Source organism: Pseudomonas sp. S5D5, assembly GCF_003013355.1.
Lineage (GTDB): Bacteria > Pseudomonadota > Gammaproteobacteria > Pseudomonadales > Pseudomonadaceae > Aquipseudomonas > Aquipseudomonas aylmerensis.
The window spans coordinates 1841021-1855963 of the sequence record NZ_PTEO01000001.1 but is presented as its reverse complement, the minus strand read 5'-3'; the positions used below and the strand labels follow the sequence as shown (position 1 = coordinate 1855963).

Here is a 14943-nt window from a genome sequence, read left to right as displayed (position 1 = left end):
GTGGCCTTCGATTCGATCTTCAAAGCCGACCTGTTCCAGGGACACACCGTGATCGTCACCGGCGGTGGCAGCGGGATTGGCCGCTGCACCGCCCACGAGCTGGCGGCCCTTGGCGCCCGCGTGATCCTGGTCGGACGCAAGCCGGAAAAGCTGCAGAAGGTCGCGGCGGAAATTGCCGAGGATGGCGGCACTGCTCATTGGCAGGCCTGCGATATTCGTGATGAAGAGGCGGTGAAAGCGCTGGTCACGCAGATCATTCAAGCACATGGCCCAGTGCATGGCCTGGTGAATAACGCCGGTGGCCAGTACCCGTCGCCACTCGCGTCGATCAACCAGAAGGGCTTTGAAACAGTCCTGCGCACCAACCTGGTGGGCGGTTTCCTGATGGCGCGGGAAGTGTTCAACCAGTCGATGAGCAAGCATGGCGGTGCCATCGTCAACATGCTTGCCGACATGTGGGGCGGCATGCCCGGCATGGGCCACTCCGGCGCGGCACGCTCGGGCATGGACAACTTCACCAAGACCGCCGCCTTCGAATGGGGGTATGCCGGGGTACGGGTCAATGCCGTGGCGCCGGGCTGGATCGCCTCCAGTGGCATGGACACTTACGAGGGCGCGTTCAAGGCGGTGATCCCGACCCTGCGTGAACACGTGCCGCTCAAGCGGATCGGCACCGAGTCGGAAGTCAGCGCGGCCATCGTGTTTCTGCTCAGCCCCGCCGCGGCCTTTGTCAGCGGCAGCACCTTGCGCATCGACGGCGCCGCCAGCCTGGGCAGCCGCGCCTGGCCGTTGCACAAGGCCGCGTCGCCAAGTGAACCGTTCAACGGTTTTCACCGCGCGTACCTGCCCGATGTCCTCAAGGCGGAGCGCTGAACCATGCCGGTGATTGAAAGCTTGATCGACGCCCACAGCCCGCAGTTTGCGCAGAACCGCGAAGCCATGCTGGAAGGCATCCAACACCTGCGCCAGCTGGAACACGCGCTGCTCGCCAAGGCGCAGGCGGCCAAACCCAAGTTCGACCAGCGCGGCCAACTGCTGCCACGCGAACGCCTCAACTTGCTGCTGGACCCCGGCGCACCGTTCCTCGAACTGGCGAGCCTGGCCGGCTACAAACTGCATGATGACAAGGACGGCAGCGCCGCCGGTGGCGGCTTGATCGCCGGCATCGGCTACGTCAGCGGCGTGCGCATGCTGGTGGTGGCCAATAACAGCGCAATCAAGGGCGGCACCATTTCCCCCACGGGCCTGAAGAAATCCCTGCGCCTGCAACAGATCGCCATGGAGAACAAACTGCCGGTGGTGACCCTGGCCGAAAGCGGCGGGGCCAACCTCAACTACGCCGCCGAGATTTTCGTCGAAGGCGCGCGCAGCTTCGCCAACCAGGCGCGTATGTCGGCCATGGGCTTGCCGCAGATCACCGTGGTGCACGGCTCGGCCACTGCAGGTGGGGCGTATCAGCCGGGGTTGTCGGACTACGTGGTGGTGGTGCGCGGCAAGGCCAAGCTGTTCCTCGCCGGGCCGCCGCTGCTCAAGGCCGCCACCGGTGAAGTCGCCACTGATGAAGAACTGGGCGGCGCCGAGATGCATGCGCAAACCGCCGGCACCGCCGAATACCTGGCGGAAAACGATGCCGACGGCGTGCGCATCGTGCGCGAGATTGTCAGCCTGTTGCCGTGGGATGAGCGCCTGCCGCCGGCGTCGAGACGGGCGTATGCCGAGCCGCTGTATCCCATCGACGAGCTGTTGGGGTTGATCCCCGATGACCCGAAGAAACCCTATGACGTGCGCGAGATCCTCGCGCGGCTGGCGGACGGCTCGCAGTTCCTCGAGTTCAAGGGCGAGTTCGATGCCCACACGGTCTGCGGCCACCTGCAGATCCAGGGCCGCGCCGTCGGCGTGATCGGCAACAACGGCCCGATCACGCCCAAGGGCGCGAGCAAGGCCGCCCAGTTCATCCAACTGTGCGACCAGAGCCACACGCCGCTGCTGTTCCTGCACAACACCACCGGGTTCATGGTGGGCACCGAGTCGGAGCAACAAGGGGTGATCAAGCACGGTGCGAAGATGATCCAGGCGGTGGCCAACGCGCGGGTGCCTAAACTCACGGTGGTGGTCGGCGGTTCGTACGGCGCCGGCAACTATGCGATGTGCGGGCGTGGCCTGGACCCACGGTTTATCTTCGCCTGGCCCAACAGCCGCACGGCGGTCATGGGCGGTGCGCAGGCGGGCAAGGTGCTGCGGATTGTCACCGAGGCCAAGCAGTTGAAGGACGGCCTGGTGCCGGATCCCAAGGTGCTGGACATGCTGGAGCAGGTCACGGCGCAGAAGCTCGACAGCCAATCCACTGCGCTGTATGGCAGTGCGAATCTGTGGGATGACGGGCTGATTGATCCCCGCGATACCCGCACGCTGCTGGGGTTGCTGCTGGATATTTGTCATGAGGCTGATGTGCGGCAGTTGCAGCCCAACAGCTTTGGCGTGGCGCGTTTCTAACGCTCAGGAGAACAACAACAATGATCTTCACCCAGGAACACCAGGCACTGCGCCGCACCGTCCGCGCCTTCGTCGACCGCGAGATCAACCCCCATGTGGATGAATGGGAAAAAGCCGGGCGCTTCCCCATCCACGAGATCTTTCGCAAGGCCGGCGACCTCGGCCTGCTGGGCATCTCCAAGCCGGAACAGTTCGGCGGCATGGGCCTGGACTACAGCTATTCGATCGTCGCCGCCGAAGAGTTCGGCACCATCCGCTGCGGTGGCATCCCCATGTCCATCGGCGTGCAGACCGACATGTGCACCCCCGCCCTCGCCCGCTTCGGTTCCGATGAACTGCGCGATGAATTCCTGCGCCCGGCCATCAGCGGCGAACAGGTGGGCTGTATCGGCGTGTCGGAAACCGGCGCCGGTTCCGACGTGGCCGGGCTGAAAACCCACGCGCGCAAGGACGGCGACGACTACGTGATCAACGGCAGCAAAATGTGGATCACCAACTCGCCCAGCGCCGATTTTATCTGCCTGCTGGCCAACACTTCCGATGACAAGCCGCACATCAACAAGTCGCTGATCATGGTGCCGATGAACACCCCGGGGATCAGCGTCAGCCCGCCCCTGGAAAAGCTCGGCATGCACAGTTCGGAAACGGCCCAGGTGTTTTTCGATGACGTGCGCGTGCCACAGCGCAACCGCATCGGCCACGAAGGCGCAGGCTTCATGATGCAGATGCTGCAGTTCCAGGAAGAACGGCTGTTTGGCGCGGCCAATATGATCAAGGGCCTGGAGTACTGCATCGACAGCACCATCGCCTACTGCCAGGAGCGCCAGACCTTCGGCAAGGCGCTGATCGACAACCAGGTCATCCACTTTCGCCTGGCCGAGCTGGCCACCGAAATCGAATGCCTGCGCGCACTGGTCTACCAGGCCACCGAGCAATACATCAAAGGCCAGGACGTGACGCGCCTGGCCTCCATGGCCAAGCTCAAGGCCGGGCGCCTGGGCCGTGAAGTCAGCGACAGTTGCCTGCAATACTGGGGCGGCATGGGCTTCATGTGGGACAACCCGGTGGCGCGGGCCTATCGCGATGTGCGCCTGGTCTCGATTGGCGGCGGCGCCGACGAAATCATGCTGGGCATCATCTGCAAACTGATGGGCACCTTGCCGGGGAAAAAAGCATGAACACGCTCTTGCTGGAGCCGCATAACGGCGTGCTGCACATCACCCTCAATCGCCCTGAAAACCGTAATGCGATGAGCCTGGAAATGGTCAATGAACTGCGCGCGGTGCTGGCGCAACTCGACGGCCAGGTACGCGCCTTGGTGATCAGCGGCGCCGGCGGGCATTTCTGCGCCGGGGCCGATGTGAAGGACCTGGTCACGGCGGGCACTCAACTCCAGGCGCTGAACCGGGCGTTTGGCACCTTGTTGCAAGAAGTCGAGGCGGTTCCCCAAGTCGTGATCGTGGTGCTGCAAGGCGCGGTGCTGGGCGGCGGCTTTGGCCTGGCGTGCGTGAGTGATATCGCGATTGCCGATCACCAGGCGCAGTTCGGTTTGCCGGAGACGAGCCTGGGCTTGCTGCCGGCGCAGATTGCGCCGTTCGTGGTCAAGCGTATCGGCCTGACCCAGGCCCGCCGACTGGCACTCACGGCGGCGCGCTTTGACGGCCTTGAAGCCGAGCGGCTGGGCGTCGTGCACTTCACCGAGCGCGACCCGCAGGCATTGGCGGAGCGCCTGGACGAGGTGCTGGGGCAGGTACTGCGCTGCGCGCCGGGAGCGAATGGACGGACCAAATCCCTGTTGCTGGCGAGTGTGGATGAGCCGCTTGAGGCGGTGCTGGATCGCGGCGCGCAGTGGTTTGCCGAGGCGGTGAGAAGTGAAGAAGGGATTGAGGGGACGCAGGCGTTTGTGCAGAAACGCAAACCGCGCTGGTGCAAATGACGTCTTCGCAGGCAAGCCAGCGCCCACAGGGAAATGCATTCCAACGGTGAGAGCGGCGCTGCGACAACCCGACCTGCCCGCAATGAGGCCCGAACCATCACCCCATCAGTCAAGGGATAAGCCCATGCCCGACTTCACCAAGATCCTGATCGCCAACCGCGGCGAAATCGCCTGCCGCATCCAGCGCACCGCCCAGGCCCTGGGCTACCGCACGGTTGCGGTCTACAGCGACGCCGACGCGCAGGCGCTGCATGTGCAGATGGCCGACGAGGCGGTGAATATCGGGCCCGCGCCGGTGCAGCAGTCCTACCTGAATATCCCGGCGATTATCCAAGCGGCCAGGCTCACCGGCGCCGATGCGGTGCATCCCGGCTACGGCTTTCTGTCGGAAAACCCCGCGTTCGCCCGCGCCTGCCAACACGCCGGCCTGACGTTCATCGGCCCCAGCGCCGAGGCCATCGAGCTGATGGGCAGCAAGCGCCTGTCCAAACTCGCCATGCTCGAGGCCGGGGTGCCGTGTATCGCTGGCTACCAGGGCGCGGCCCAGGACGACAGCACACTGCAGCGAGAAGCCGAGCGCATCGGCTATCCCTTGATGATCAAGGCCAGCGCCGGCGGCGGCGGTCGAGGCATGCGCCTGGTGTATCAGCCCGAGGCGCTGTTGGACAACCTGCACACCGCCCGCTCCGAGGCGAAAAACGCCTTCGGCAGTGACGAACTGATCCTCGAACAGGCACTGATCGAGCCGCGCCACGTCGAAATCCAGGTGTTTGGCGACAGCCACGGCCACCTCATCTACCTGGGTGAGCGTGACTGCTCGATCCAGCGGCGCCATCAGAAAATCATCGAAGAAGCACCCTGCCCGGTGATGACGCCCGCGCTGCGCCAGGCCATGGGCGAAGCCGCACTCAGGGCGGGACGCGCGGTGAATTATGTCGGCGCCGGCACCGTCGAGTTCCTGCTTGATCGCAACGGCCAGTTCTACTTTCTGGAAATGAACACCCGCCTGCAGGTGGAGCATCCGGTCACCGAATTGATCACCGGCCTCGACCTGGTGGACTGGCAACTGCAGATCGCCGCCGGCCACCCCTTGCCGCTGGACCAGGCAGGCGTGACCCTCAGCGGCCACGCCATGGAAGTGCGCCTGTACGCCGAAGACCCGGCGCAGGACTTTCTGCCGCAAACCGGCAAGGTCCTGCATTGGCAACCGGCGGCGGGCGTGCGGGTTGACCATGGCGTGCTGCAGGGCCAGCGCATCAGCCCGTTCTACGACCCGATGCTGGGCAAAATCATCGCCCACGGCGCCACCCGCGAAGAGGCCCGGCGCAAGCTGCTGCGCGCAGTGGAAGACACGGTGCTGCTGGGGGTGGCGAGCAATCAACACCTGCTGGCCGACCTGCTCAAGCACCCGGGGTTTGTCAGCGCTGACTTCAGTACCGGGTTTATTGGCGAACACTTCAGCGAGGTGCCAGCCTTGGCGGCGACCGAGGAACAACTCGCCGTGGCCGCCGCGCTGTTTTATCAACACAGCGCCGGCCAGCATCGCCAGGGGTTGGCGGGCTGGCGCAACAACGCCACGCTGGCGTGGACCTACCGCCTGGCCGTCCACGACGAGGTCCGCGAAGTCGCGGTCAGCGTGCTGGAGAACGAGCGCCTGCACGCCAACGGCCTCGACATCCACCCCCTTGCCACCGACGGGCGCTGGGCCAGCCTGATCATCAATGGCATCCGCCGGCGTATCGCCTATCAGCTTGATGGCGACCAGCTGTGGCTGCCCGGCATCACCGTGACCAACCGCACCCAGCAGGTCGTCGAGCGCCAGGCGGACGCCGGCAGCGGCCGGGTCAAGGCGCCGATGGATGGTGCCATCGTCGATGTGCGGGTCAGCGCCGGCGACAGCGTGAGCAAAGGCCAGCTGTTGCTGGTGCTGGAGGCGATGAAAATGGAGCACCCGCTGAAGGCCGACAGGGACGGCGTGGTCAAGGGCGTGCAGGTGACTGCCGGCGATCAGGTGCGCAATCGCCAGGTTTTGCTGGAGATCGAATAAGCGCTGGGCGGGAACTACAGGGCCGGGCTACGCTCTATCCCCATCAGTAAGGGATGAGTACGGGAAGCTGCAAAATGCCTCATTGGCTGATTATTGACCTTGAAGCCACGACGGATGACGGCGGCTGGCCCGTGACGGAGATGGAAGTCATCGAGATCGGCGCGAGCCTGGTGAACCGCCAGGGCCGCGAGCTGGACCACTTCCAGCGCTTCGTACGGCCCCTGCGTCGGCCCTTGTTGACGCCCTTTTGCCGCAAGCTGACCCATATCACCCAGGCGAATATCGACAGCGCGTTGCCGATGATCGAGGTGTGGTCGCTGTTCGAGCGCTGGCTGGGCCAGCACCAGGCACGCCTGGAAGGCTGGGCCAGCTGGGGTGACTACGACCGTGTGCAACTGGAACTGGAATGGCAGCGCCATGAGCTGGCCAGTGCACTCGCCCACACGCCCCATGTAAACCTCAAGCAGCGCTTCGCAAAGGCCCGGCGCCTGGACAAGCCGCTGGGGCTCAACGCCGCCCTGCAATTGGCGGGAATGCAGTTCCATGGGCAGCAACATCGGGCCCTGGAAGACGCGCGCAACACCGCCCGGCTGCTGCCGCTGATTTTGCCGGTCTAGGCAGCTCCCGAAGGCTTGGGCATACTGGCCAGCCTTTTTCCGTAATCTGCTCTTCCTGCAGGCACCGGCTTGCCGCCGATGAGGCCCTCAAGCCTTGCATCGGGCGCCTGCAGGAAGCAGGAAGCCTTAATCCACTTTCCGAGGAATCGCCCATGTTTAAAGTCAACGAGTACTTCGACGGCACCGTCAAGTCGATCGCTTTCGGCACCGCTGAAGGGCCGGCGACCATCGGCGTCATGGCCCCGGGTGAATACGAATTCGGCACCGCCCAGCGTGAAATCATGCACGTGGTGTCCGGCGCGCTGACCGTCAAGCTGCCCGACGCCAGCGACTGGGAAACCTTCGCCGCCGGCAGCCAGTTCAACGTACCGGCCAACAGCAAGTTCCAGCTGAAGGTCGCCGTGGACACCGCTTACCTGTGCGAATACCGCGGCTAAGCCGTCGACCGGTCAAAAAAATGCCCGTCTCCTGCGAGACGGGCATTTTTTATGCGCGCGGCACCCTATTCAAGCAGCGTCACCGGCATGCCGACTTCAAGCCGGCCCACGCCGTCATTGACCAGGTTCTGGCCAAAAATCGCGCCGTTTTCGGTCTTTCGATACGCCTCGAGGGTCGCGAAAGGCTCGCGGTCGGCACTGCGTTCGCCGGTGTGCGGGTCAATGGTGGTGAGGATGCACCGTGAGCACGGCTTGACCGCGCGGAATTCGACGTCGCCAATGCGCAGGCGCTTCCAGCCGTCTTCGGCAAAGGCGGCGCTGCCTTCGATCACAAGGTTGGGGCGAAAGCGCAGCATCTCCATGGGCCGGCCGATGCGTTGCGAGAGGTCGTCCAGGGAGGCCTGGCCGATCAGCAGCAACGGGTAACCATCGGCGAACGCAACCTGGTCGTCATCGCGCCCGTAGCCCGCTTCGGTGGTACGCGCACGTTCAAGGGGAATGTGCACCAGCCGGGTCGGCTTGCCGATAAAGTCACTGACCCACGCCGCCGCTTCGTCGCCTGCGTCCGGCACGCGCAGGGTGTCGCGCCAGATGGTCACACCGCGCAACGCGGCGTCGCCGGTCGGCAACGCCACGTCCAGCGGCGCATACCCGGGCGAACTCAAGCTCAGGCCACCGCTGCTGCTCCACAGCGCCGACAACTGGCTCATCTTCGCCACGGCCCGCTGCGTGAGGAAACGCCCACTGGCCTCGTCCACCAGCATCCAGCGTCGGTCCCCGTCCAGCCCCAGTTTATCCAGGCCGATGTGTTGCAGGCTCTCGGCCTTGCCGGACTTCAAGGGGTAACGGTACAACGCGCTGAGACGAAGCATGGGCCTGCATTCCTGAGGGGCAAAGCCGTCACCCTAAGGTCAAGCCGGCACTTCGTCCAGCATCAGACGCTGACGCACCACATCGACGAGTTTGTCGGGCTGGAATTTGGACAGGAAGTTGTCGCAACCGACCTTCTTCACCATCGAATCGTTGAAGCTGCCCGACAGCGACGTGTGCAACACCACATACAGCCCACGCAGGCGCGGGTCGTTGCGGATCTCGGTGGTGAGGCGGTAACCGTCCATCTCGGGCATTTCGGCGTCGGTGAAGATCATCAGCAGTTTGTCGGTCATTACCTGGCCGCTGTCGGCCCAGGCCTTGAGCATGTTCAGCGCCTTGAGGCCGTCACTGGCGATGTGCATCTTCACGCCCAACTGGCCGAGGGTGTCGCGCAGTTGCGACAAGGCCACATTGGAGTCGTCGACCAGCAGCACTTCGCGACCACGCGCACGTTCGAGCACCGGATCGTCGAGTTTTTCTCGGGAGACCTTGGCGTTGTATGGCACGATTTCGGCGAGGACTTTTTCCACGTCGATGATCTCCACCAACTGGTCATCGACCTTGCTGATGGCGGTGAGGTAGTGCTGGCGCCCGGCGCTGGTCGGCGGCGGCAGGATAGCCTCCCAGTTCATGTTGACGATGCGGTCCACGCCGCCCACCAGGAACGCCTGCACCGAGCGGTTGTACTCGGTGACGATAATCGTGCTGTTCGGCCCAGGCACCAAGGGGCGCATGCCAATCGCCTGGGACAGGTCGATCACCGGCAGCGTCTGGCCACGCAGGTTGACCACGCCGCACACGAACGGATGACGCTGGGGCATCAAGGTCAACTTGGGCAGTTGCAGGACTTCCTGGACCTTGAACACGTTGATCGCGAACAGCTGGCGCCCGGCCAGGCGAAACATGAGGATTTCCAGGCGATTCTCACCCACCAGTTGCGTGCGTTGGTCTACCGTGTCGAGAATGCCGGCCATTAAAAGCTCCTGGTGTGCGCTGAAAGTGTGGCGCGAGGGTGAGTGCATTGCATGGAGAGGTTATCGGCGGCGAGCGCCAGACCTTGACCCTGGTAAAATGCCATGTAAATTCATTGATGTCACACTGACATCATGGTTTACTGCGAACGCCGCTCCAGAGGCGGTGCAGCCACGTTGCGCGACATTCAAATCGACGCAAGGTTCCGCTATCTAAGGGATTCCCTTAGACACAATCGGGCCCAACCTGATATTCGCAATATCTAATAGCCATTAATGTGACGCCATTCTCAATGCATGAATGGAGTCAGGCTTTTGTTTGCCATCCCAAGCCCTCGGCCCACGGGCCTTCCAGACCTCCACGCGAGGGTAACTGAAGGTGTGCAACGGACCCCGCTCATGAGGGCCACGCACCGCCGTCGCCATCATTCAAATAAGCGCCCTACTGAAATCTCAGAAGCGACCTACAGATTTCAGTCATATTTCAGCGCTAGTTTTAAGCCATTCACCCGGTGCGACATCTCATCACCCGACCTTAAGTTGTGGAGACTTGCATGATGAACGACGGTAACGAGTGGCAACTTGCACTTCCCGAGTTTCTGCATGAAGCCGAGAAGCTACTGGCCAAGTCCGAAGAGTGCCTCAGTCATCTGCATATGATCCGCAATGACAGCGACGCGATCGACTGCATGAAAATCAGCCTGATCAAGCTGGCCGAAAAGGCCGACGCCCTGGCGCTGCAGGCCATCAGCGAGTTCTCGCGGCACATCCAGTACCTGATCGCGAATGCCGAAAACCCTCTGCACCTGCATGACCAGGCCCTGGATGCGCTGCATGATTGCCTGACGTTACTGGCCTGGCAGCTGGAACTCATCGACGCCAAGACCGGCCAACTGACCCTGGATGAAACCGAGCAAACGACCTTGATTGCCACGGTCATCCTGCAGATCCCACAAAAAGACTTCAGCACCAAACCGCAACAACGAATGCATCACACGTCCTGAACCAATGACAGGTCGTATTCGCACCCTGAGTTATCTAAAAACGACCGGAATAAATATCAAATAGCCACTAACGGACATATCGATACAAACCAACTTCGATAATACAACTTCCCACTGTTCCAAACTCTGTGGTTACCGCCCGGGTATTTGCCTGGATATAGGCACGGCAAAAGCAAAGTGCCAGGCGACCAACGGTTACAGGGGTGATACTATGCCCCGCTCGAAGTAACTCAACTTCATCATGTATAAAAACGATTCGGCCACGCATTCCACACAAAGCCCTGTCAGCCGCCGTGACCGGTCTTCCCGCAGCGAACCCTCATTGGCTCCATCCGCTATGTACGCCAACTTCAAGTCACTCCTCGCCAGGTCCGTGTCCCGCAGCCATGCTCGACGCCTGGTCCTCGCCTTGTGCCTTGTCTCGCTGCTGCTCAGCCTGTGGACCTTCGCGCGCGCCGAGCCGATGCCGCTGGTGGTGCTGCTGTTGAACCTGGCGATCGTGGTGGTGGTTGGCCTGCAGCAGTGGCGCTCACGCAAGTCCATCAAGTTCCAGCCCCAGGAACTTGCCGACCGCCTGCTGCAGGTGCAGGAAAACGAGCGCCACCGCCTCAGCCGCGAACTGCATGACGATATCGGCCAGCTACTGACCGCCGCCAAGCTGCAAAGCGAGTGGCTCAAACGCCGCCTGCCGGAAGACCTGCAGAGCCAATGCACGGTGCTGTGCAACACCCTCAACGAAACCCTGGCCAAGGTGCGTGACGTCTCCGCCATCCTCAACCCGCGCCAGCTGGCCAGCCTGGGCCTGGAAGCGAGCCTGCGCGCGCACCTGCTCAAGACCCTGGAAAACACCCCGATTCACTGGAGCCTGGAATGCCAGCAACGGCTGACCGGCATCCCGGAAGAAATGGCCGTGGCGGCCTTTCGCATTACCCAGGAAGCGGTGACCAACATGCTACGCCACGCCCAGGCGCGCAATTTGCTGGTACGCCTGCAACGCCTGCCCGAAGGCCTGTCGCTGTTTATCAGCGATGACGGCCTGGGCTTTTCGCCTGCCATCAACCCCGGCCTGGAAGGTCAACGGGGCATGGCCGGCATGTCGGAGCGGATTGATCAGCTGGGGGGCACCTTGTCCGTCAGCAGCCAGCCAGGCAAAGGGACACGGATCGACGCGCTCTTCCCCTGGGCGCCACGCGCCCTCGAACGGGCCAGTTCCCCTAAGGTTCTCGAGTGACCTGCAAATTACTCCTGGTGGATGACCATGCACTGATCCGGGCCGGCGTACGCGCGCTGGTCCAGGACATACCCGGTTATACGGTGATCGGCGAAGCCAGCGATGGCGCACAACTGCTGGAGCAGTTCAGCGCGCTGTTGCCGGATATCGTGCTGCTGGACCTGTCGATGAAGCACACCGGCGGCCTGGATGCCTTGCAGCAACTCAAGCGCGGCTACCCCAAGAGCAAAGTGCTGATCCTGTCGATGCACACCGACCCGGAACTGATCATGTGCGCGCTGGAGTCCGGCGCCCATGGCTACCTGCTCAAGGACACCACCGCCAACGAGCTGGAACACGCGCTGCTGGCCTTGCGCAACAACGAGCGCTACCTGAGCCCGGCGATCGCCCACACCGTGATCAACCAGGCGCTGGTGCGCGGCCAGGGCGCCACCACGCCCGCCGGCCACAGCCATAACCTCACCGCCCGGCAGTTGGAGATCCTGCGCTTGATCGTGCGCGGCAAGTCCACCCGTGAAATCGCCCATGGCCTGGGCCTGAGCATCAAGACCGTGGAAGCGCACCGTTCGCAAATCATGAAGCGCCTGCAGATTTTCGACGTGGCGGGCCTGGTGTTATTCGCGGTGCGCGAGCAGATCATCAGCCTGGACGACTAACGGCGAATTCACCGGCAGGTGCACGCGCAAGGCCTTGGGCACGACCTCGAAGTGCAAGTCGTCGCCTTCCAGCGGCTCGCCGTCGAGGTTGATGTACAGGCCCTGTGCAACCTTGATATTGACCCACGGCAGGCGCGCGCGGACGAACATGGTGTCCAGGCCCCAGCCGTTGGTCATCAGCTCGCGCAGGGTGCCGACCACCTCCTGGGGTGCCGGCAGGATGCTGACGTCCAGCAAGCCATCATCGGCCAATGCCTCCGGGCATAGCACATGCCCTCCCCCGGCCTGGCGCCCGTTGCCGATTCCGAGCGCGAGCAGTTCGCCTTTCCAGTGAAAATCCGGGCCTTCCAGCTCGCCATAGGCGGCCTTCAACTCGCTGAAACGGGTCAAGCCGGTGAACAGGTACGCCGCACCGCCGAGCACCTTCTTCAGGTCCTCGGAGGTGTTGGCGGTGACCTGGCTGCCGAAGCCGCCGGTGGCCATATTGAGGAAGATTTGCCCGCCGACCCGGCCGAGGTCGATTGCCTTGGGCGGCACGTCCAGCAATGCCAGGGCCTGGGCAGGTTCCAGCGGGACCCCGGCGGCGCGGGCGAAGTCGTTGGCGGTGCCCAGGGGCATCAGCACCAGGCTGGCATCGGTGTTGGCCTGGGCCATGGCTTCGGCGACATCGCGCAAGGTGCCGTCGCCACCGCCGGCGATGATGTGCGGGTAGCCGCCGTCCAGCGCTTCATTGACCAGGCGCTGGGCGTCGCCGCCTTCCCATGTGACCCGCACCGCCAGTTCCCAGCCCAGGTCGCGCCGGGCCTGCACGGCCGCGCGCACGTCCTCGTTGAGGGCTTGCTTGCCGTGGAGGATCAACAGTGCCTTGTGGGTGGTCATGGGGGGGGTCTCCTGGGTTCTGAGGTGCTTGAAGGATGTTGACCTTTGGTGGGGAGGAAAAAGTCAGTGGAGGGTGGAAATAATTTGGGGGGGGTTGGGGGGTTGGGGGGCATATCCGTTTTTGCGGTAACGGCGACTTATGGTTCCGCTCTTACAGCGGGTCACTTTTGGAAAAGCCCCAAAAGTAACCAAAAGGGCTCTTGCCCCAACACTCGGCACCTCGCTTACGCTCGGTGTGCCCGTAATCCGACATTGATTTGGGGGGCCGCCGCCACGCGCCATCCATGGCGCGGGGCGGCTAAACCGGCATCCCTGCCGGTTTACCCCCCAAATCAATATCGAATTCCGGCCAGCGTGTTTGATGGGGCGCCTAGATCAAGATCAAGATCAAAAGCAAAAGCACGGCGGCCTTAAAGCCGACCTGAGTGGTTAGATCAAAAGCGGATACGTGTGGGAGCTGGCTTGCCTGCGATGGTCGTTAACGATGACGCGGAAACATCAGAATGTACGCGGCGCACACGTGTTTTTCGCCGGCAAGCCGGCTCCTACGGAGATCAAAAAGCGTACCTACGATGCGAAGCGAGCCGCTTTTGATCTTGATCCTAGGCGCCCCATTAAACACGCTGGCCGAACGCAGGCTTGAAGCCGTGGGTAACCCGGCAGGACGCCGGGTTAGCCGCACTGGGCCAGGGATGGCCCATTGCGGCGGCCCACGGATTCAAGCCGGAGTGAGGGCACACCGAGCCTAGGCGAGGTGCCGAGTGTTGGGGCAAGAGCGTTTTGGTTACTTTTGCGCTGTTCAAAAGTGACCCGCCGTAAGGGCGGAACCAATGTCAGCCACGACCCCAAATCCGGATATACCCCAGGAAGTCAGCCCTTGTGCAACTTACTCATCAACTGCGCCTCAGCCTGGGTCAACCCACACGACTGCGTCAACTCATCCACCGTAGCCCCCATCCCCACCAGCTTGGCAGCCTGGGCAAACGACAGGCTCGAAGGATCACGCTGCTCCAGCTGCGCAAGCTTGTCCGGCAACGGCCCGAGGATCGCGCGCAGTTCATGCACCTCGTCCCCCACCTTCACTGCACTCTGCTGGAAATGGTCGACACGCTTGACCAGCTCCAGGATGCGCCGGTCACGCACGGCATCCCGCTCGGCCTGCTGCACCACCGACTCACGCTGCTGGCGCACATAGCGCAGCAGGAATGCCAAGGTCCCGGCCCACAACAGGGCCAGGATGATCACTGCGGCCTCAAGGAACAATCAGATGCTCTCCAGTTCCGACCATTCTTCTTCGCTCATCATCTTGTCCAGCTCAACCAGAATCAGCAGCTCGCCGTTCTTGTTGCACACGCCCTGGATGAACTTGGCGGATTCTTCATTACCCACGTTCGGTGCGGTTTCCACTTCCGATTGGCGCAGATAAACCACTTCGGCCACGCTGTCGACCATGATCCCGACCACTTGCTTGTCGGCTTCGATGATGACGATACGGGTGTTGTCGTTGACTTCGGTCGGTACCAGGCCGAAACGCTGGCGGGTGTCGATCACCGTCACCACGTTGCCGCGCAGGTTGATGATACCCAGCACGTAGCTTGGCGCACCCGGGACCGGCGCGATTTCGGTGTAGCGCAGCACTTCCTGCACGCGCATCACGTTAATGCCATAGGACTCGTTGTCCAGTTTGAAGGTAACCCATTGCAGGATCGGATCATCCAAACCTTGTGCGGACGCTGACTTATTCATACCCCTGACCCCTTCAAATGCCGCTTCACACGGCGTGTGTGCTTCGCTGACCG

The 14943-nt window shown here is 62.8% G+C and carries 15 protein-coding genes; 10 read left to right on the top strand and 5 right to left on the bottom strand.

The window, feature by feature from the left end; all coding sequences use genetic code 11:
* The 7 genes from C9990_RS08910 (at position 1) to C9990_RS08880 (ending at position 7530) form a co-directional block, all read left to right on the top strand.
* Positions 1 to 873 carry an SDR family oxidoreductase gene (locus tag C9990_RS08910; protein WP_065903510.1) on the top strand — a complete coding sequence of 291 codons (873 nt, stop codon included), beginning with the start codon at positions 1 to 3 and terminating at the stop codon, positions 871 to 873.
* Positions 874 to 876: 3 nt separating this feature from the next.
* A complete protein-coding gene (locus C9990_RS08905) occupies positions 877 to 2493 on the top strand; it encodes an acyl-CoA carboxylase subunit beta (RefSeq protein ID WP_106803046.1) in 1617 nt (538 codons plus the stop codon).
* Positions 2494 to 2513: 20 nt separating this feature from the next.
* Positions 2514 to 3671 (top strand): citronellyl-CoA dehydrogenase, encoded by a 1158-nt coding sequence (gene atuD / locus C9990_RS08900; protein ID WP_065903517.1) that lies wholly within the window; start codon positions 2514 to 2516, stop codon positions 3669 to 3671.
* Positions 3668 to 4429, top strand: a complete 762-nt coding sequence (locus C9990_RS08895; RefSeq protein ID WP_065903520.1) for an enoyl-CoA hydratase/isomerase family protein — start codon at positions 3668 to 3670, stop codon at positions 4427 to 4429. Before atuD ends, C9990_RS08895 begins: the two co-directional genes overlap by 4 nt.
* Positions 4430 to 4553: 124 nt before the next feature.
* Positions 4554 to 6476, top strand: coding sequence for an acetyl/propionyl/methylcrotonyl-CoA carboxylase subunit alpha (locus C9990_RS08890; RefSeq protein ID WP_106803045.1), 1923 nt, complete (start codon positions 4554 to 4556; stop codon positions 6474 to 6476).
* Positions 6477 to 6550: 74 nt separating this feature from the next.
* Positions 6551 to 7093: an exonuclease domain-containing protein gene (locus C9990_RS08885; protein ID WP_065903525.1), complete on the top strand. Its 543-nt coding sequence runs from the start codon at positions 6551 to 6553 to the stop codon at positions 7091 to 7093.
* A 152-nt stretch (positions 7094 to 7245) separates the two neighbouring features.
* Positions 7246 to 7530 carry a pyrimidine/purine nucleoside phosphorylase gene (locus C9990_RS08880; RefSeq protein WP_058424671.1) on the top strand — a complete coding sequence of 95 codons (285 nt, stop codon included), beginning with the start codon at positions 7246 to 7248 and terminating at the stop codon, positions 7528 to 7530.
* A 65-nt stretch (positions 7531 to 7595) separates the two neighbouring features.
* On the opposite strand, the gene C9990_RS08875 is transcribed toward C9990_RS08880, so the two are convergent.
* Positions 7596 to 8402 (bottom strand): MOSC domain-containing protein, encoded by an 807-nt coding sequence (locus C9990_RS08875; protein ID WP_106803044.1) that lies wholly within the window; start codon positions 8400 to 8402, stop codon positions 7596 to 7598.
* A 39-nt stretch (positions 8403 to 8441) separates the two neighbouring features.
* A complete protein-coding gene (locus C9990_RS08870; protein ID WP_065903528.1) occupies positions 8442 to 9377 on the bottom strand; it encodes a chemotaxis protein CheV in 936 nt (311 codons plus the stop codon).
* 551 nt (positions 9378 to 9928) lie between these two features.
* Between C9990_RS08870 and C9990_RS08865 the strand changes: the two genes are divergently transcribed.
* The 3 genes from C9990_RS08865 (at position 9929) to C9990_RS08855 (ending at position 12265) form a co-directional block, all read left to right on the top strand.
* The gene (locus C9990_RS08865; RefSeq protein ID WP_177343940.1) at positions 9929 to 10378 is read left to right on the top strand and encodes a hypothetical protein; all 450 of its coding nucleotides are present in this window, start codon (positions 9929 to 9931) and stop codon (positions 10376 to 10378) included.
* Positions 10379 to 10715: 337 nt separating this feature from the next.
* On the top strand, positions 10716 to 11609 hold the full coding sequence (locus C9990_RS08860) for a sensor histidine kinase (protein ID WP_106803043.1): 894 nt from the start codon (positions 10716 to 10718) through the stop codon (positions 11607 to 11609).
* Positions 11606 to 12265, top strand: coding sequence for a response regulator transcription factor (locus C9990_RS08855; protein ID WP_106803042.1), 660 nt, complete (start codon positions 11606 to 11608; stop codon positions 12263 to 12265). Before C9990_RS08860 ends, C9990_RS08855 begins: the two co-directional genes overlap by 4 nt.
* On the opposite strand, the gene yegS is transcribed toward C9990_RS08855, so the two are convergent.
* The 3 genes from yegS to C9990_RS08835 all read right to left on the bottom strand — a co-directional run bounded on the left by yegS (position 12224) and on the right by C9990_RS08835 (position 14890).
* Positions 12224 to 13144, bottom strand: coding sequence for a lipid kinase YegS (yegS, locus tag C9990_RS08850; RefSeq protein WP_106803041.1), 921 nt, complete (start codon positions 13142 to 13144; stop codon positions 12224 to 12226). The genes C9990_RS08855 and yegS overlap by 42 nt on opposite strands.
* 870 nt (positions 13145 to 14014) lie before the next feature.
* The gene (locus C9990_RS08840; protein ID WP_065909843.1) at positions 14015 to 14407 is read right to left on the bottom strand and encodes a DUF2802 domain-containing protein; all 393 of its coding nucleotides are present in this window, start codon (positions 14405 to 14407) and stop codon (positions 14015 to 14017) included.
* Positions 14408 to 14890, bottom strand: coding sequence for a chemotaxis protein CheW (locus tag C9990_RS08835; RefSeq protein ID WP_010564003.1), 483 nt, complete (start codon positions 14888 to 14890; stop codon positions 14408 to 14410).
* Positions 14891 to 14943: the final 53 nt, after the last annotated feature.